General features: G+C 68.8%; 15 protein-coding genes and 1 tRNA gene. 3 read left to right on the top strand and 13 right to left on the bottom strand.

Going from position 1 to position 17,007, the window contains the following annotated elements; all coding sequences use genetic code 11:
• The first annotated feature begins 6 nt into the window (after window positions 1-6).
• Window positions 7-687 (top strand): hypothetical protein, encoded by a 681-nt coding sequence (locus tag ABSH63_RS03565; protein WP_352887501.1) that lies wholly within the window; start codon window positions 7-9, stop codon window positions 685-687.
• 138 nt (window positions 688-825) lie between these two features.
• On the opposite strand, the gene ABSH63_RS03560 is transcribed toward ABSH63_RS03565, so the two are convergent.
• The 7 genes from ABSH63_RS03560 to ABSH63_RS03530 form a co-directional block, all read right to left on the bottom strand.
• Complete coding sequence (locus ABSH63_RS03560; RefSeq protein ID WP_352887499.1) at window positions 826-2,076, bottom strand: MFS transporter; 1,251 nt, start codon at window positions 2,074-2,076, stop codon at window positions 826-828.
• A gap of 10 nt (window positions 2,077-2,086) precedes the next feature.
• The gene (locus ABSH63_RS03555; RefSeq protein ID WP_352887496.1) at window positions 2,087-3,256 is read right to left on the bottom strand and encodes an acyl-CoA desaturase; all 1,170 of its coding nucleotides are present in this window, start codon (window positions 3,254-3,256) and stop codon (window positions 2,087-2,089) included.
• Between the two features lie 20 nt (window positions 3,257-3,276).
• Window positions 3,277-4,875 carry a peptide chain release factor 3 gene (locus ABSH63_RS03550; protein WP_352887493.1) on the bottom strand — a complete coding sequence of 533 codons (1,599 nt, stop codon included), beginning with the start codon at window positions 4,873-4,875 and terminating at the stop codon, window positions 3,277-3,279.
• Window positions 4,876-4,940: 65 nt separating this feature from the next.
• Window positions 4,941-5,717, bottom strand: coding sequence for an HvfC family RiPP maturation protein (locus ABSH63_RS03545; protein WP_352887491.1), 777 nt, complete (start codon window positions 5,715-5,717; stop codon window positions 4,941-4,943).
• Entirely contained in the window at window positions 5,710-6,540 is an 831-nt protein-coding gene (locus ABSH63_RS03540; protein ID WP_352887489.1) for an HvfB family MNIO-type RiPP peptide maturase, read from the bottom strand. The genes ABSH63_RS03545 and ABSH63_RS03540 overlap by 8 nt, the downstream gene beginning before the upstream one ends.
• A gap of 11 nt (window positions 6,541-6,551) precedes the next feature.
• Window positions 6,552-6,854, bottom strand: a complete 303-nt coding sequence (locus ABSH63_RS03535) for an HvfA family oxazolone/thioamide-modified RiPP metallophore (protein ID WP_352887488.1) — start codon at window positions 6,852-6,854, stop codon at window positions 6,552-6,554.
• A gap of 195 nt (window positions 6,855-7,049) precedes the next feature.
• Entirely contained in the window at window positions 7,050-9,113 is a 2,064-nt protein-coding gene (locus ABSH63_RS03530; protein ID WP_352887485.1) for a putative bifunctional diguanylate cyclase/phosphodiesterase, read from the bottom strand.
• Window positions 9,114-9,275: 162 nt separating this feature from the next.
• Here ABSH63_RS03530 and ABSH63_RS03525 point away from each other — a divergent pair.
• Window positions 9,276-9,352: transfer RNA gene (locus tag ABSH63_RS03525), tRNA-Ile, on the top strand.
• Between the two features lie 97 nt (window positions 9,353-9,449).
• On the opposite strand, the gene corA is transcribed toward ABSH63_RS03525, so the two are convergent.
• Genes corA through ABSH63_RS03510 form a run of 3 tightly spaced genes read right to left on the bottom strand, consistent with a single transcriptional unit; the run spans window position 9,450 to window position 13,622 of the window.
• Window positions 9,450-10,415 (bottom strand): magnesium/cobalt transporter CorA, encoded by a 966-nt coding sequence (gene corA, locus ABSH63_RS03520; RefSeq protein WP_352887483.1) that lies wholly within the window; start codon window positions 10,413-10,415, stop codon window positions 9,450-9,452.
• Window positions 10,416-10,419: 4 nt separating this feature from the next.
• Entirely contained in the window at window positions 10,420-11,691 is a 1,272-nt protein-coding gene (locus tag ABSH63_RS03515) for a multifunctional CCA addition/repair protein (protein ID WP_352887809.1), read from the bottom strand.
• On the bottom strand, window positions 11,691-13,622 hold the full coding sequence (locus ABSH63_RS03510) for a lytic transglycosylase domain-containing protein (protein ID WP_352887482.1): 1,932 nt from the start codon (window positions 13,620-13,622) through the stop codon (window positions 11,691-11,693). Before ABSH63_RS03510 ends, ABSH63_RS03515 begins: the two co-directional genes overlap by 1 nt.
• A gap of 72 nt (window positions 13,623-13,694) precedes the next feature.
• On the opposite strand from ABSH63_RS03510, the gene ABSH63_RS03505 reads away from it, so the two are divergent.
• On the top strand, window positions 13,695-14,489 hold the full coding sequence (locus ABSH63_RS03505; RefSeq protein ID WP_352887480.1) for a sulfite exporter TauE/SafE family protein: 795 nt from the start codon (window positions 13,695-13,697) through the stop codon (window positions 14,487-14,489).
• A 9-nt stretch (window positions 14,490-14,498) separates the two neighbouring features.
• On the opposite strand, the gene ABSH63_RS03500 is transcribed toward ABSH63_RS03505, so the two are convergent.
• The 3 genes from ABSH63_RS03500 to tsaC all read right to left on the bottom strand — a co-directional run bounded on the left by ABSH63_RS03500 (window position 14,499) and on the right by tsaC (window position 17,005).
• On the bottom strand, window positions 14,499-15,434 hold the full coding sequence (locus tag ABSH63_RS03500) for a hydrogen peroxide-inducible genes activator (protein WP_352887477.1): 936 nt from the start codon (window positions 15,432-15,434) through the stop codon (window positions 14,499-14,501).
• A gap of 93 nt (window positions 15,435-15,527) precedes the next feature.
• Window positions 15,528-16,445, bottom strand: a complete 918-nt coding sequence (hemF, locus tag ABSH63_RS03495; RefSeq protein WP_352887475.1) for an oxygen-dependent coproporphyrinogen oxidase — start codon at window positions 16,443-16,445, stop codon at window positions 15,528-15,530.
• Window positions 16,442-17,005 (bottom strand): L-threonylcarbamoyladenylate synthase type 1 TsaC, encoded by a 564-nt coding sequence (gene tsaC, locus ABSH63_RS03490; protein ID WP_352887473.1) that lies wholly within the window; start codon window positions 17,003-17,005, stop codon window positions 16,442-16,444. The genes hemF and tsaC overlap by 4 nt, the downstream gene beginning before the upstream one ends.
• Window positions 17,006-17,007: the final 2 nt, after the last annotated feature.

Genomic DNA, 17,007 nt, shown 5'->3' with positions numbered 1-17,007 from the left:
CTTGCTATGTTAAGGCGAATCCGCCGGCGCATCGGCCAGCTCGTCGGCGCGGGACCCGCGCCGTCCGCCGACGGCGAACGTCGGCTCGCGTTCGCCGCCGAACTGCCGGTCGGCCAGAACCTGCCGCTGTGGCGGCTGCAGCTCCAACTGGTCCGCGAGCCGCACGCCGACGGCGAGCGTGTGCGCCTGCGCGCGCATCTGCAGACCAATTTCGCCAGCGCGCTACGCCCGGCGCTGCAGCACGCCGCGACCGCCGCCGCGCGCCCGGCGCTCGGCAGCGACGGCCGCCCGGCGCTGACCCTCGCGCAGCGCGCCGGCAGCCTGGTGCAGCGCGCAGCCACGCGTGCGCTCGAAGTGCCGGCGCTGCGCACGCTCGCCGAACCGCTGCTACAGCTCGACCTCAACAGTTGGATCGAAGTCCAGGCGTCCACCGCCTCGCTCGCCGACGGTAGCCATCAGTTGCTGCCGCAACAGGACAAGCTCGCCGCGCTCGGTATCCGCCCACGACGCGCAGCCGAGCAACCGCTGGCGGAGTCCTGGGCCGGCGAGGCGCCGGACGGGTTCGCGCAGGTGTCGGTGCTGCAGCTCGACAAGCGCCATCTACCGGAGCGTCTGCGTCGCCGCATCGGCGAGCGGCCGTTCTCGCTCGCCGCCGCCGTCATCAACACCGCGCAGCAGAAGTCGTAAGGCCGCGGACGCAAGGGCCTGCGGCATCGCGACGCCGCCGGCGAGCAGCCGGTGGAGAGCGCCGGTCCGCGCGCCGTCGCAAGTCCGCTACCGGGCCAGGCTGGGCGAACGCTCATCACGCCCACGTCGGCTGAGCGCTCAGCGCCCGTCCGCCAGATTGACCAATAGCAGAGTTCTCGTACGCCGCCAGATCTCGGCGACGATGCCGATCGTGACCACGCCGCCGAAGATCACCGATGGCACCGTGCCCATCAGCCGCGCGGCCAGGCCCGATTCGAACGCGCCGATCTCGTTCGACGCCGAGATGAAGATGCTGTTGACCGCCTGCACGCGGCCGCGCAGGTGATCCGGCGGCGTGGTCTGCAGGATGGTGTTGCGGATGACGACGCTGATGCTGTCGAAGGCGCCGGTGAGAAACAGCGCGGCGATCGACAGCCACCACAGCTCCGACACCGCGAACACCAGGGTCGCCAAGCCAAAGCCGAGCACCGCCAGCAACAGATTGCGCCAGGCTTTCTCCAGCGGCGGCCAGTACGTGCAGGTGATGATGGTCAGCAGCGCGCCGACCGCGGGCGCCGCGCGCAGGATGCCCAGACCCTCCGGGCCGACCTCGAGGATGTCCTCGGCGAAGATCGGCAGGATCGCGACCACGCCGCCGAACAGCACGGTGAGCATGTCCAGCGTGATCGCGTAGAGGATGATCGGCGTGCGCCGCACGTAGCCGAGCCCTTCGCGCAGACTCGCCCACACCGTCTGCACGCCGACCGGATCGGGCGACACCGGTCGCGGTTCGATGCGCAGTAGCAGCAGCTGCACCGACACGATCAGCGCCATCACGGCGATCAAGCTGCCAGCCAACCCGAACGCGGCGTAGGCCAGCCCGCCGGCGACCGGCCCGAGAATCGCCGCCGCCTGCCAGAAGGTGCCGCTCCAAGTCGCGCTGTTGCCGTAGATCGCGCGCGGCACGAGAAACGGGCGCAGCGCGGCCATCGCCGGCGAATAGAAGCCGCGCGCGAAGCCGAGCACGCCGATCATCGCGTAGACCAGCCACAGCCAAGCGGTCTGCGACAGGCGTTCGCGCATGGGCGTCCACGCGATCAGCGCGAGCACCGCGGACGCCACCAACATGACGAGCAGCGCGAGCTGCATGATGCGGCGCTTGTCGAAACGATCGGCGACGTGACCGCCGAACAGCGCCAGCGCGATGAACGGCACCGCCTCGGCGAGCCCGATCAGGCCCAGCGCCAGCGGATCGCGGGTGACCCGATACAGCTCGTAGGCCAACGCGATCTGCTGGATCATCAGCGCAGCGGTCAGCAGGAAGCTGCCGACGAGCAGCGCGACGAACTCCGGGTAGCGCAGCGCCGCGTATGGGTCGCGGCGCGGCAAGGCGGTCGGATCAGGCGCGGACAGCGACCGGCTCCAGGCGTGCGATCACCGCCTGCGCGAGCTTCTCGCGCGCGCGCAGGACGATCTCCTCCATCGCCGGCGTGCGCGCGAAGTTGCGGCGCGCGCGACGATAGAGCTGATCGAAGCTCGGCAGTTCGGCGTGCACCAGATGCACCACGTGTTCGCGGCCGTGCGCGAGTTGCTCGGCCCAGCGCCGGCGCCATTCGTCGAAGCTCGCGCCGGGGTTCAGTTCGGCCCAGCGCTTCTGCATGCGACGCACGATGCGGTCGGCGCAGAACGAATGCGCCAGATGCGCAGCGACGCGCTCTTTGAGCCCTTCGGTCAGCGGCCGCTCGCCGGCGAGCACGTGCGCCGGCGGATCGCGCAACTCCGAAACCAGTCCGAGCTTCTGCAAGCCGAGCAGCACGTACCAGGTGATGTCGATCTCCCACCACTTGAAGCCCTGGCGCGCCGAGGCCATGTAGTAGTGGTGGTTGTTGTGCCAGCCCTCGCCGAGCGAGAGCAGCGCGAACAACCAGTTGTTGCGCGAGTCGTCGCCAGTGAGGTAGCGCTGCTTGCCGAAGACGTGCACCAGCGAGTTGATGCAGAAGGTCGCGTGCCAAAGCAGCACCGTCGACCAGAAGAAGCCGACGATGAGCGCCGACCAGCCGCCGACGAGAAACACCGTCAGGCCGAGAACGGTGCCCGGAATCCAGTGGTGCTTGTCGAGCCAGCGCAGTTCCGGGTACTGCAGGAACTCCGGCACGCGCGCGTAATCGGCCTGCTGCGCCTGCGCGTTGAAGATCCAGCCCAGGTGCGAGAACCAGAAGCCGTAATGCCGCGGCGAATGGCTGTCGAGCGGGGTGTCCGAATGCTTGTGGTGGTCGCGGTGCTTGGCCGCCCACCACAGCGCGCCCGACTGCAGCGAGGACTGCGCGAGACAGGCCAGCAGGAACTGCATCACCCGCCCGGTCTTGTACGCGCGGTGCGCGAAGTAGCGGTGATAGCCGCCGGTGACGCCGAACATGCGGATCGCGTACAGCGCGAGGCACAGGCTGACGTCCGACCACGACACCCCGGTCCAGATCGCGCCGAGGCAGGCCAGGTGGATGGTGATGAACAGAACCAGCATCGGCCAACTGGCGGGGTCGATGCGGCGGGAGCTGAGCGGCGTATCCATGTGAAGCTCGGTGCAAACGGCTATGAGCTGCCGTGTTCCTTGGTATCGAGAAATCGGATGTCGGGGTAGCGTTCCTGCGTCATGCTCAGATTGACGGCACTGGACGCCAGATAGACGAGATCCCCGTAGTGATCCCGGGCGACGCGGGTTTCGTTCTTGTCGACGAAGGCTTCGAGCTGCCGCACGGTGTCGGCTTCGATCCAGCGTGCGCAATGCACCTGTACCGGTTCGAACACGCAGTCGACGCCGTATTCGTCCTTGAGCCGGTACTGCACGACGTCGAACTGCAGCACACCGACCGCGCCGAGGATGATGTCGTTGTTGGTGATCGGCCTAAAGACTTGGGTCGCGCCCTCCTCGGAGAGCTGGTCCAGGCCCTTGCTGAGCTGCTTGGCCTTGAGCGGATCCTTGAGCACGACGCGGCGGAACAGCTCCGGTGCAAAGTTGGGAATCCCGGTGTAGCGCAAGTTCTCGCCTTCCGAGAATGAATCGCCGATGGCGATCGTGCCGTGGTTGTGCAGGCCGATGATGTCGCCGGGATAGGCGGCGTCCACGGTCTCGCGCTCGGCGGCCATGAAGGTCAGCGCGTTGGCGATGCGCACCGGGGCGTTCAGACGCACGCTGTGCAGCAGCATGCCGCGGCGATAAACGCCCGAGCAGACGCGCAAAAAGGCGACGCGGTCGCGATGCTTGGGGTCCATGTTCGCCTGGATCTTGAACACGAAGCCGCTGAACGCCGGCTCTTCCGGCTGTACCGTGCGCTCGCCGCCAGCAACGAGTGCGCGCCGCGGTTGCGGTGGCGGTGCCCAGCGGGTGAAGCCATCGAGCAATTCGCGCACACCGAAATTGTTGATCGCCGAGCCGAAGAACACCGGTGTCTGCTGCGCGGTGCGGTACTGGTCGAGGTCGAAGCCGGTGCCGGCCATCTTGAGTAGCTCGATCTCATCGAGCAGAGTCTGGTAGACGCCACCGAACCGCTCGGTCAGGCCCGCGGCATGTAGCCCGTCGACGGTTTCGATCTCCGAGACACGGTGCTTGTCGCCGGCGTAGAGGTAGAAGCGGTCTTCGAGCAGGTGATAGACGCCCTTGAAGTCACGACCCATGCCCAGCGGCCAGGTGACGGGCGTGCACTTTAGGCCCAGCACCTTCTCGATCTCGTCGAGCAGCTCCAGCGGCGGTCGGCCCTCGCGGTCGAGCTTGTTGACGAAGCTGATGATCGGCGTGTCGCGCAGCCGGCAGACTTCCATCAGCTTGATCGTGCGCGCCTCGACACCTTTGGCGGCGTCGATCACCATCAGCGCCGAGTCGACCGCGGTCAGCGTGCGGTAGGTGTCCTCGGAGAAGTCCTCGTGGCCCGGCGTGTCGAGCAGGTTGACGATGCAGCCGTTGTACGGGAACTGCATCACCGAGGTCGTCACCGAGATGCCGCGCTGCTGCTCCAGCGCCATCCAGTCCGAGGTGGCGTGGCGGCTGGCCTTGCGTCCCTTGACCGTGCCGGCGAGCTGGATCGCGCCGCCGAACAGCAGCAGCTTTTCCGTCAGAGTGGTCTTGCCCGCGTCGGGATGCGAAATGATGGCGAACGTGCGGCGACGCGCCGCCTGTTCGGCGACTGCATTCATGCTTGGATCTGCGCTTGGGGGCCGCGCATTCTAACCGGCTGCGCCGCGGGCAGCGCCGACCAGGCTCAGCCAGCCGCGGGGCGGCGGGTGCCCAGCAGGATGTCGCGCGCGCGCAAACGCTCGAAGATCTGCGCACCCTCGGCGACGACGGCCTCGGGGTCGGGATGGGCGAGCTCGGCGGCGATGTCGAGCAAAAGATCGCGTCCGCTGGCCTCGGGCCGCGCCTCGATCAGGGTCATCAGTCGCGCCGTGACCGCGTTGATCTGCATGAACCGCACGGTATCGGTGCGATCGCGATTGACGATCAGCCAGGTCGGCTCCGCGCCGGGCGTGCTCGGCTGGAAGTCCGGACCGATCCGGTGCACCGGATAGCGGTAGGCCAGCGTCCAGGCCAGCGGCGAGATCACGGGCGGCTGCGCCAGCGGATCGCCGTTGGGGTCCGCCAGCTCAGGGCTCAGCTCCAGCGGCGACACCGACAGCGCGAGCTCCACCCATTCGTAATGCGCCAGCTCGCGCAAAAACGGCGGATCGTCGGGATGCTCGGTGCGCACCTCTTCGAGGAAACGCAGGAACTCCTCGGGCAGGCGATGGAACTGCGGAGCCTTGCAGCGGTGGCGAGCGTAGAAGTCGCGCACCCGCTCGTGCCAGACCGCGTCGCTGGACAGCTTGCGCAGTACCGGAAAGGCCGCGGCCAGACAGTTCTCGACGTTGTTGTAGAACAGCTCGCGGTAGATCTTCAGGCGCCGGTCTTCGATGTCGGCGACCTCGTTGCGGCGCGGATCGCGCAGGTGCGCGGAGAACGCGAGCTGGCGCGCGCGAAAATCGGTCCAAGCTTCAGCCATTGACCACGCGCTGCGCCGGTAGCGCCGCCGCCTGCAGCGTGCGGATGCGCTCGACCTCACCGAGCAGCACCGGGAGCGGCGGGATGTTGAAATCGCGTTCGAGCAGCGTCGGCTTCACCCCGAAACGCGCATAGGCGTGTTGCAGCAGCGCCCACACCGGCTCGATCACGCTACTGCCATGGGTGTCGACGCGCAGGTCCTCGGCCTCGACGTAGTGTCCGGCGATGTGCATGTAGCGCACCCGCTCGCGTGGCAGGCCGTCGAGAAACTGCACTGGATCGTAGCGGTGATTGATGCTGTTGACGTAGACATTGTTGACGTCGAGCAGCAGATCGCAGTCGGCGCGCTCGACCACCGCGTTGATGAATTCCAGCTCGCTGAGCTCGCTCGCCAGCGGCGCGTAGTAACTCGCGTTTTCGAGGGCGATGCGGCGTTCGAGTATGTCTTGTACGCGGCGCACGCGCGCGGCCACGTAATCCACCGCATCGACGGTGAACGGAATCGGCATCAGGTCGTACAGGTGACCATCGTCCGAACACCAGGTCAGGTGCTCGCTGTAATCGGCGATGCCGTGTCGGTCGAGGAAGTCCTTGATCTCGCGGACGAAGTCCTCGTCGAGCGGCGCTGGCGAGCCGATCGACAGCGACAGACCATGGGTCGCGAACGCATAGCGCTCCGTGAGCGCGCGGAACTGGCGGCCGAGCCGGCCGCCGATGCGCATCCAGTTCTCCGGCGCCACCTCGAGAAAGTCGGCGACGGCGTCGGCGCGCTCGGCGAGCGGCGAGAGCAGCGCGCGGCGCAGGCCCAAGCCTGCGCCGCGCACCGCGGCAGGACTCACTTGCCCTTCTCGCCGCACTTGCCTTCGCCGCACTTGGCCTCGCCGCAGGCACCTTCGGCCTTCTTCTCGCCGCACTTGGCCTCGCCGCACTTGCCTTCGCCGCAGGCGCCTTCGGCCTTCTTCTCGCCGCACTTGGCCTCACCACACTTGGCCTCGCCGGACTTCTTGTCACCGGCCGCGGCCACCATGTAGCCGGCGCCCAGATCCGAGGCGGCGAAGACCGACGCGGGCGCGGCCATGCCGCCGAGGGCGAAGGCCGCGCCGAGCGCGGCGATCAAGGGTTTGCGTGTGCTGTTCATGTTCGATCTCCTGAAGTAAGGGTGCGCCCCGAACCACGGCGGCCAAGCGCCGCCACAATACCGCGCCGATCGTGCGGGCACCGACACGACGACGCTCGCGCCCTGATACGGACATCCGGCGTTTTTGGATCCCGCCGCCGGCCCCACGATAGCGCCGCGCGCCGCCGAGCACCAGCGCGTGACGGAGCGGCTCGGCTATGCAGCGTGGGCGCGCGCCTCGAAGCTGCGTGCCCACTCGACGAACTGTTCCTGCGCAAGCGCGCGCGTGTACAAAAAACCCTGTTGCAGCGAACAGCCGAGTTCGCGCAGACGCTGGGCATCCTCCTCGGTCTCCACGCCCTCGACGACGATGGCGATGCCGATGCGCACCGCGAGCTCGCTCATCGAGCGGATGATCTCGGCGGCGCGCGCATTCTGCGCCGCGGCGCGGGCGACGACCGGATCGATCTTGATGCGGTCGATGCGGAAGCGGTACAGGTGCGTCAGCGACGAATAGCCGGTACCGAAGTCATCGAGACACAGCTTGACGCCGCTGTCGCGCAGGGCGTCGAGAATCTCGGCGCTGGAGTCGAGATTGCCGATCAAGGCCGTCTCGGTGATCTCGGCGATCAGTCGTGACGGCGCCAATCCCGATTCGGACAGCGCATCGCGGCAGATCTGCAGGATGTGCGGCGACAGAAGCTTGGCCGACAGATTGAAGGAGATGTTGAGATCGTAGCCGCGTTCGGACCAGCCGCAGACGGCGCGGCAGGCCTGGATCAGCACGCTGCGCGTCATCTCGCGGATGACCTCGGAACTCTGGGCGATCAGCATGAACTCGCCGGGCAGCACCACGCGACCGTCGGGCTGACGCCAGCGCACCAGCATTTCCGCACCGACGACCTTGCCATGGGCGACGTCGATCACCGGCTGGAAGAAGGGCACGAACTGGCCCTCGCGCAAGCCCATACGGATCTGCTCGGCCAAGGCCAGGTGCTTGCGCAGACGGTGCGTGTGCCCGCGTTCGCCGAAGCACAGCGCACCCTGCGCTTGCGTCTGCGCGTGGCGCAGCGCCTCCAGGCTGACGTTGACGTACTCCTCGGCATCGCGGGCGTCGTCGGGATAGATCGCGGCGCCGGCGGCCAGGCCGAGCACGAAACGCTGGCCCTCGACCTCCAGCGGCGAGCCGAGCCGCTTGAAGGCCTCGGCGGTGATGCGCTTGAGGTCGGCGCGCGTCACCGCCTCGGCGATCCCGCGGTCGACGAGGATGCCGAGCACGTGCGGCTCGATGCGGAACACCGAAACCGGCATCGGATCGAGCGCATACAAGCGCTGGGCTGCGGCGCGCATCACCGCCTCGGCGACGCGCAAGCCAAAGCCGCTGCGCAGGGTCTCGTAGGTGTCGATGCCGATCAGAATCAGGCCGTGGGTACCGTCGATCGGGCGCAGACGACGCACCTCGCGCAACTCCGCGTCCAAGCGATTGCGATTCGGCAGGCCGGTTCCCGGGTCCTCGTAGGCGATGCGCCGGATGTGCTCGGCCTGCGCCTGCAGCTTACGGATCGCGCGCACGATGTCGCCGAACTCGTCACTCGACTCCTGCAGCGACTCGGTGGGCTGATGGCCGGTCAGCACCGCGTTGAGACTGCCGGTGACCGCCCCCAGCGGGCGGATCAGCCGCCGATACGCCCAGACGCTCAGACCCAGCGTGACCAAGAAGGCAGCGGCGACCCCCATCAGCGCGATACCGACCTGCTCACGGTGGCGCGCGAAGCCATCCAGTGCGGATGTCAGTCCGTCGCGGTTGTTGCTGTCGACGATCGCCGCGAAGATGCGTGCGGCGCGGTACTGGAGCGCGAATGTCAGCGCGCTGAGCCGCTCGGCCGCTTCGCCCGACAACGGCCCTTGCAGCAGCAGGGCACGGATCTCGGCCGCGGTCTCTTCGACCTCGCGACGCAGGCCGGCGACGGCCTCGTCGTGCACGCCGGTGAAGAAGCGCAGCTGCGCGCGCACACCGTCGAGTTCTTGCTGCAATTGCGTCAGCGCCGGCGTCGGATCCGCCCCCTCGCGCTGCAGGCGACGCGCACGTTCGGCCTGCGCGTGCACCTCGAGCAGGGCGTTGTCCATCACCACCGTCATCGCCACGCGATTGGCGTGACCGCGCAACTCGGGCTCGATGCTACGCTCGGACCTGAGTGACGACAGGATCAGCGCACCCGCCACCGCCATGGCGAGATTCACCAGCACGATCACGGCGATGAACTTGGTGCGAACCGTCATACCCGGCGTCCTACGCCCGGCCAGACGACGCTGACGTCCGGCTGGGCCACGGCCGCATTCTAGCCCCAGCTTCGACGCCGACGCCCCCCCGCCGCCGCCAGCCGCCGCAAGGCTAAAATGGCCGCGCAGATCCGCCGGCGCAGCGCGCCGCGGTCAGTGAAAGGGCCTGTAGCTCAATCGGTTAGAGCAGAGCACTCATAATGCTTTGGTTCTCGGTTCAAGTCCGAGCGGGCCCACCAGCCAAGCCAGCCGCCTGGCTCTCGACAGGACGTCGCGCCCAAAACGGGCGGCGCGTGCGGGCATCGGCACGGGTCAAGGCGCCGCCTGCACCCCGGCTCAACGCGATCGCCGCAACCAGCCCTTGCGCTTGAAATAGAGATACGGGGCGATACCCGACAACAGCATCAAGCCCAGCGCCCACGGATAGCCCAGCAGCCACTTGAGCTCGGGCATGTGGTCGAAGTTCATGCCGTAGATGCTGGCCACCAGGGTCGGCGGTAGGAACACGACCGCGGCGATCGAGAAGATCTTGATGATCTGATTCTGTTCGATGTTGATGAAGCCCTGCGTCGAGTCCATCAGGAAGTTGATCTTGTCGAACAAAAACGTGGTGTGCGACATCAGCGTCTCGACGTCTCGAATCGTTTCGCGCATGGCGTCGACGCGCGCGGCACCCTGATCGAGATGCCGCAGCAGAAATGACAGATCACGCTGCGTGTCCATCAGGCACAGCCGCACCTTGCCGTTGCTGTCCTCCAGATGCGCGAGCCGGGCGATGGCGGCGCCCAGATCGGCGTGACGGTCTTCGAGGACGGTCTGGCTCACGCGTTCGAGTTCGCGATGCTGGTCTTCGAGCATGTCGGCATGGTTTTCGACTTTCTGCTCGAGCAGTGTCATCAATAGATCGGCGGGCGACGCCGCGGCGATCTGTCGGCGGCGTATGCGCATGCGCAGCAGGCGGAAATCGGCCAGTTCCTCGTCGCGTATCGTGATCAGCCGCCGGCTCTGCAGGATGCAGGCGACGGTGACCAGACGGTGCCGTCCCTCGCTGACCGCCAGATACAGCGAATAGACGTGAATTCCCGCCGGATCGCAGAAGCAGCGCGCCGAGGGCTCGATCTCGTCGACCTCGTCGGCATCGGGCAGATCGACCTGCAGCAGGCGCTGGAGCAGGGCGCGCTCACCCTCGTCCGGGGCCTGCGCGTCGATCCAGTGTGCCTGCTCGATGTGAGCCTCTAGCGCATCGGCGCCGCATTCGAGGGGCTGCACGGCACCGTCGTCGATACGAAAGAGCCGGATCATGCATTCACTCCGTTGCGCCGGGATCGGGTCCGTCACCGCTGCTCGGGCTCGGCCTCTGGCGCGCCATCCACCGCCGCAGCGCCTCGATCCGTCGTGACCGCAGGATCGCGCCCACCGCCGCGCCGCGGTGCCCGAGCGCGAGGATATCCCGCGCCTTTGGTCCGCGCGCGATCGCGGCCGCCGCGCGCAGATAATCGGTCTGCGGGTATGCGCTGTCCTCGAAGCCGAGGCGCCCGCGCGCATCGGCCTCGCAGGCTTGCAGGATGAGGGCGAAGCGATCCGGCTGGCGCAGCGCACCGAGACGTTCGAGCAAGTCGTGCAGCGTCGATGCCTTGAGCTCGCGCGCGCGGTGTACGTTGAGATGTTCGCGTGTGTGCACGACGGCGACCTCGCGCAGCAGGGCGGGCACGCGCAGGCGCTCGCTGACGCGCGCGACCAGCGGCACGCCGCGATGCTCGTGCTGCTTGTGCGAGGGCCATTCGTCGCGCGGTGTCACGCCCTTGCCCAGATCGTGGACCAGCGCGGCGTAGCGCACCACGAGCGGCGCATCGGCGCGCGCGGCGGCGTCGACGCACATCAGCGTGTGCACGCCGGTGTCGACTTCCGGGTGATAGTCGGCGCGCTGCGGCACGCCGAACAGCGCATCGACCTCCGGCAGGATGCGCGCGAGCGCGCCGCAGGCGCGCAAGGTCTCGAAGAACACGCTGGGGCGTTCGAGCATCAGCGCACGGCTCATTTCCTTCCATACGCGCTCGGGCACCAGATGGTCGACCTCGCCGCCGTCGACCATCGCGCGCATCAGCGCCAGGGTTTCGTCGGCGACGCGAAAGCCCAGCGGCGCGAAGCGCGCGTGCAGGCGGGCGACGCGCAGCACCCGCACCGGGTCCTCGACGAAGGCCGCGGAGACGTGGCGCAGCACGCGTGCGTCGAGATCGGCGCATCCGCCGTAAGGGTCGATCAGCTTGCCGTCCTCGTCCTGGGCGATCGCGTTGATGGTCAGATCGCGCCGGCGCAGATCGTCTTCGAGGCTGACGTCGGGATCGGCGTGGAAGACGAAGCCGCGGTAGCCCGGCGCCGTCTTGCGCTCGGTGCGCGCCAGCGCGTGTTCCTCCCGGGTTTCAGGGTGCAGGAACACCGGGAAGTCCTGACCAACCGGCTGGTAACCGGCCGCGCGCATCTCGTCCGGCGTCGCACCGACGACGACCCAGTCGCGCTCGGCCGGCGGCAGGCCGAGCAGACGGTCGCGCACGGCGCCGCCGACGAGGTAGCGCTTGATCACCGCGCGCGCACCGGTTGCAACCACTGTGCCGGCGTCTGCGGCTCGCCGCCGTCGCGCCAGCGGTGCACGGCGATGTGCCACAACACTTTCTGCACGTAGCCGCGCGTCTGGTTGAACGGGATGTTCTCGATCCAGATGTCCGGCTCGATGGTCGCCGGCAGCGGCGGCTGCGGCAGCCAGCGCCTGACCGCATTGGGGCCGGCGTTGTAGCCGGCCAAGGCCAACAGCCACTGGCCGCCGAAGCGCGTGTGCAGCTCGCGCAGATAGCTGGCGCCGAGGGGAATGTTGATCGAAGGCTGCATCAGATCCTCGCGATCCGGGCGCGGGTCGCCGCGCCGGCGCGCCACCTCGCGGGCCGTCGGCAGCAGCAGCTGCATCAGCCCGTAAGCGTTCGACGGCGAGACCGCGCGCGGATCGAACAGGCTTTCCTGGCGCATGACGCCGTAGATCACCTCCGCGGGCACGCCGAGCGCGCGCGCGTGGCGCCGGATCGGCTCGGCGTAAGGATCGGGATAGCTGAGCTCGAACAGGTCGTGGATGTCGAGCGCGGCGAGCAGGCTGACCGCCTGCACGTGCCAGCCCCAGTGCGAAGCCAGACGCGCGGCCTGGAGCTTGTGTGCGGCATCGAGATCGACAGTCGCGCGGCGCCATTCGATGTGCGCCCAGCGGTCGCGCTCGGCGAGCAAGAGTTCGCGTGCGCGCTGCACTTCGCGGCGTTCGAGCAGCTCGCTCTGCACGATCAGGTCGTCGGTGAACGCCCGCGGCGAAGGCCGGTACGGACGCTGCAGGCGCCAGGCGGCGAGCAGGCCGTGGTAGCCGTTTTCCGCGGACAGGCGCTCGTAGATCGGCCGTGCCTCTGCGACGTGTCCGAGCAGTTCTGCGCTGCGCGCGCGCCAGTAGGTCCAGCGCTGTTCGGCCGCCATGGCCGGGGGCATCGCCTGCAGCCAGGTCGACGCCAGATCGAAGCGGCGCTGCCACAGCGCGGCACGCACGCGCCACTCGTGCACGCGCGCGTCGGCATGGGACTCGGGCAGCACCTGGAACCAGGCCAGCGCATCGGCGTCGCGGTCCCACGACAAGCCGAGCGCGACCCAGCGCTGCAACTCGGCGTATTCGCCGGCGCCGAAGCGCTCGCGGCCGAGGGCGCGCAGGCGGGCCGCGGCCAGGCTCGGGCGGCGCGGCGACAGCCGCGCGAAGGCGGCCTCGACGGCAGCGAATTCGATCGGGGCTTTCGGATCCGCGGCCAGACGCTCGAGCGCCGCGGCCGGATCGCGCAGCAGCGATACCCATTGCCGCAGCGGCGCGGCGCGTTCTGGCGGCAGGCCGCGGATCAGCCACGAGGCGAGCTCGACGTTGCCGTTAGCCAGCGCCTTGCGCGCGCGACGCTCGATCGCATCCGGCGTCAGCCGCCCTTGGGTCTTGAGCCAGTCGAACGGCGCTGCGCAGGACTGCGGCATCTGCGCCGCGTCCTGCCAGAAGTCGCGCAACTGGTCGGCGAGAAGCTGCGTCTGCGTTTCGGTGGCGATGCGCGCCTGGTAGTGGTGGCAGACCAGATCGGGCGTCGCGGCGTCGGCCTCGTAGTGGCGCAGGTAGTCGTGCCACAGGCCGCGTTCGGCCAGGCTCAGCAGCCAGGCACGACGCAGCTCGGCACTCACCGGCAGGGTCGGCTGCCCGGCGAGGAAGGCGGCGATCGCGCGATCGAGCGCCGGTGCCGGGGATTGACGCAGCTGCGCCAAAAGACGCGCGCCCTGCAGATCCGGGTATAGCAGGTAGTCGCGCAGCGCCGCGCTGTCCGCCGCACTCGCCACGACGCCGCGCTCGGCGGCATCGAGCGCCGCGCGAAACTGTGCGCGGACATCGGCACCGTGCGCAAAGCCGGGCAGCGATGCGAGCACACCGAGCAGCAGCAGGGAAGGGATCCGCTTCATCATCGGGTAGGATGCGCGCGCCGCATTGTAGTCGACCCGCCCGAACACGCCCGCCGCAGGAGCTTGCCGACGATGGAGCAGTGGCTGATCTTCCTGGGCACCGGCGCGTTCGCCGGTGTGCTCGCCGGGCTGTTCGGTGTCGGCGGCGGCCTGATCATGGTGCCGGCGCTGGCTCTGGTGCTGCCGCTGCAGGGCGTGCCCGAAGACGTTTTCATGCAGGTGGCGATCGGCACCTCGCTGGCGGTGATCGCGGCCACCTCGATCGCCTCGACGCTGGCCCATCATCGTCGTGGCGCCGTGGACTGGCCGGCGCTGCGGCACTTCGCCCCGGGCCTTGCGCTCGGGGCGCTCGCCGGCGCCTTCGTCGCCGACGCGCTCAGCGGCCAGGTCTTGCGGCGCATCGTCGGCATCGGCGCGATCCTGGTCGCCGTGCAGATGAGCCTGCCGCGGCACGGCAGTGCGTGCACGGCGGGCTTGCGCGCCGGGTCGATCGAGCTCGTCTGTGCCGGCGCTGCGATCGGCCTGTTGTCGGCGCTGGTCGGCATCGGCGGCGGCTCGCTGAGCGTGCCATACCTGAGTGCGCGCGGACTGCCGGTGCTCCGCGCCGTCGGCAGCGCAGCCGCCGGCGGCATCCCCATCGCATGGGCCGGCGCGCTCGGCTTCATGGTCGCCGGCTGGCACGCGCCGGGCGTGCCGGCGCCGCATCTCGGTTATGTCAGCCTGAGCGCCTTCATCGCCTTGGCGGCGGCCAGCGTGCTGTGCGCGCCGCTCGGCGTGCGGCTCGCGCATCGTCTGCCGGCAGGGATGCTCAAACGCGGATTCGCGCTGCTGCTGCTGCTCGTCGGCGCCCGGCTGTCGCTCGGCTGAGCGGCGCTTTCATTCGCCCGGCGCGTCCGCGTCCGGCAGCATCGTCACGCCCTTGATGCCGGATTCGAGAATCGTATCGCGCAGCAGCCCGATCGCCTTGCGCCGCGGGAAGGTCTTGCGCCAAACCAAGGCGATGCGCCGCGTCGGCGCCGGCGGCACGAAGGGCCGCGACACCAGCAGGCTGTCCTCGGGGCGATTCTCGACCGAGGAGCGCGGCAGCACGGTGATGCCCAGCCCGCTGACGACCATGTGGCGGATCGTCTCCAACGAGCTACCGGTCTGCGGCTTGGGGCCGTCGGCGTCGGCGTCGACACACTTCGGGCAGACCTCGATCACCTGCTCACGGAAACAATGTCCGGGGCCGAGCAGCAGCAGCTTTTCGCCGGCGAGCTGCTTGGCCGGAATCTTCGCCGTGTGCGCCCAGTGATGATCCGGCGGCATGACGACGACGAAGTCCTCGTCGTAGACCGGCCAGGCCAGCAGGCCATTGAGATCCACCGGCAGCGCGACCAGGATCACGTCCAGCTCGTTGTCGCGCAACTGCTCCAGCAGCTTGGCGGTGAAGTTCTCCTCGATGATGAGCGGCATCTGCGGCGCACGCTGGCGCAGCAGCGGCACCAGGCTCGGCAACAGATAGGGGCCGACGGTGTAGATCGCGCCCAGGCGCAGCGGTCCGGTGATCTCGTCGCGGCCGTCGCGCGCCAGATCCTCGATCAGCCGCGCCTCCGACAGCACGCGCCGCGCCTGCGCGATGATGCGCTCGCCGACCGGCGTCGGCCGCGCCTCGCCGCGATTGCGCTCGAACAGGATCACGCCGAGCTCGTCCTCGAGCTTCTTGAGTGCGACCGACAGCGTCGGCTGCGAGACGAAGGAGCGCTCCGCGGCGCGGCCGAAGTGCCGCTCCTTGTCGAGGTTCACGAGATATCGCAGTTCGGTCAGGGTCATGGGTCGAGTTTAGAACAACGGCGGTTGCAGTCTGCCGGTGACAGCAAAGCAGGCCCCCGCCCTGCAAGCCGCGAGCTGCAGCCGCTGTCTGGTCTAGACCCAGTCCCGCGGCTTGAGATAGCGCTCGCACAGCTCGGCCTCGGGCGAGCCCGGCTCCGGCGCGTAGTCGTAGCGCCAGGCGGCGAGCGGCGGCATCGACATCAAGATCGATTCGGTGCGGCCGCCGGACTGCAGGCCGAACAGCGTTCCGCGGTCCCAGACCAGATTGAACTCGACGTAGCGCCCGCGCCGGTAGAGCTGCCAGTCGCGCTCGCGCTCGCCGTAAGGCGTGTGCCGGCGCCGCTCGACGATCGGCACATAGGCCGGCAGGAAGTGATCGCCGACGCTGCGCATCAGTGCGAAGCTCGCATCGAAGCCGCCCTCGCGCCAGTCGTCGAAGAACAAGCCGCCGATGCCGCGCGGCTCGAGGCGGTGCTTGAGAAAGAAATACTCGTCGCACCATCGTTTGAGCCGCGGGTACACGTGCGCGCCGAACGGCGCGCAGGCGTCGCGCGCAGCGGCGTGCCAGTGGCGGGCGTCCTCGTCGTAGCCGTAGTAGGGCGTGAGGTCGAAGCCGCCGCCGAACCACCACACCGGCGTCTGGCCCGGCTCATCGGCGACGAAGAAGCGCACGTTGGCGTGCGCGGTCGGCACGTGCGGATTGCGCGGATGGATCACCAGCGACACGCCCATCGCGCGGAACGCGCGGCCGACCAGTTCCGGTCGGCTCTGTGAGGCCGAGGGCGGCAGGCGCGCGCCGCTCACGTCCGAAAACGCAACCCCGGCACGCTCGAACACCGCGCCGTCGCTGAGCACGCGCGTGCATCCGCGCCCCTGCAGCGGGCTGTCGGCGGGCTTGCGCCAGTCGTCGGTCGCAAACGCACCACCGTCGATCGCCGACAGCGCATCGCAGATACGGGTCTGCAGCGCGCACAGATAGGTTTCGACGGCGGCGGCGTCGATCGCGCTCATCGGCGCAGGATGTGCCCGGTCTGTACGTCGCGGATCGTGGTCGGCTTGGCCAGACCACCGAGCGCGCCGGGCACGATGGCGTCGAGCGTGTCACGGAATTGCAGCCGCACCTCGGTGATCGAACGCGCCGGCGGTCGGCCGCTACGGTTGGCGCTGGTCGACACCAGGGGGCCGAAGCGTTCGCACAGCGCGCGCAGCAGCGGATGCGCGGTCACGCGCACGGCGATGCCGTCGTGCTCGCCGGTGAGCCAGCGCGGCGCATCGGGCGCTGCGGGGAAGATCCAGGTGGCCGGCCCCGGCCAGGTCGCGGTCGCGCGTTTCATTGCGTTGTGCGACGGCAGCTCGACGAAGTCGGGCAGATCGTCGAAAGCGGCGGCGACCAGGATCAGGCCCTTGCGCCAGTCACGCTGCTTGAGATCGAGCAGACGCAGCACCGCGTGGCGGTCGAGCGGGTCGCACGACAAGCCCCAGACTGCCTCGGTCGGACAGGCGATGACGCCGCCGTCCGCGAGCGCATCGAGCGCGCGGCGCAAATGCCACGGTGCAATGTCCCAAGCCATGT

This window comes from Sinimarinibacterium thermocellulolyticum (assembly GCF_040327995.1).
GTDB lineage: Bacteria > Pseudomonadota > Gammaproteobacteria > Nevskiales > Nevskiaceae > Solimonas > Solimonas thermocellulolyticum.
This window is presented reverse-complemented; position numbering and strand designations above follow the sequence as displayed.

Bases quoted from the DNA above. Each gene is read 5' to 3' on its own strand.
- ABSH63_RS03555 (WP_352887496.1), bottom strand. From the start codon at position 3,256: ATGGATACGCCGCTCAGCTCCCGCCGCATCGACCCCGCCAGTTGGCCG.
- ABSH63_RS03550 (WP_352887493.1), bottom strand. From the start codon at position 4,875: ATGAATGCAGTCGCCGAACAGGCGGCGCGTCGCCGCACGTTCGCCATC.
- ABSH63_RS03505 (WP_352887480.1), top strand. From the start codon at position 13,695: ATGGAGCAGTGGCTGATCTTCCTGGGCACCGGCGCGTTCGCCGGTGTG.
- ABSH63_RS03535 (WP_352887488.1), bottom strand. From the start codon at position 6,854: ATGAACAGCACACGCAAACCCTTGATCGCCGCGCTCGGCGCGGCCTTC.
- hemF (WP_352887475.1), bottom strand. From the start codon at position 16,445: ATGAGCGCGATCGACGCCGCCGCCGTCGAAACCTATCTGTGCGCGCTG.
- ABSH63_RS03565 (WP_352887501.1), top strand. From the start codon at position 7: ATGTTAAGGCGAATCCGCCGGCGCATCGGCCAGCTCGTCGGCGCGGGA.
- ABSH63_RS03545 (WP_352887491.1), bottom strand. From the start codon at position 5,717: ATGGCTGAAGCTTGGACCGATTTTCGCGCGCGCCAGCTCGCGTTCTCC.
- tsaC (WP_352887473.1), bottom strand. From the start codon at position 17,005: ATGGCTTGGGACATTGCACCGTGGCATTTGCGCCGCGCGCTCGATGCG.
- ABSH63_RS03510 (WP_352887482.1), bottom strand. From the start codon at position 13,622: ATGAAGCGGATCCCTTCCCTGCTGCTGCTCGGTGTGCTCGCATCGCTG.
- corA (WP_352887483.1), bottom strand. From the start codon at position 10,415: ATGATCCGGCTCTTTCGTATCGACGACGGTGCCGTGCAGCCCCTCGAA.
- ABSH63_RS03500 (WP_352887477.1), bottom strand. From the start codon at position 15,434: ATGACCCTGACCGAACTGCGATATCTCGTGAACCTCGACAAGGAGCGG.
- ABSH63_RS03530 (WP_352887485.1), bottom strand. From the start codon at position 9,113: ATGACGGTTCGCACCAAGTTCATCGCCGTGATCGTGCTGGTGAATCTC.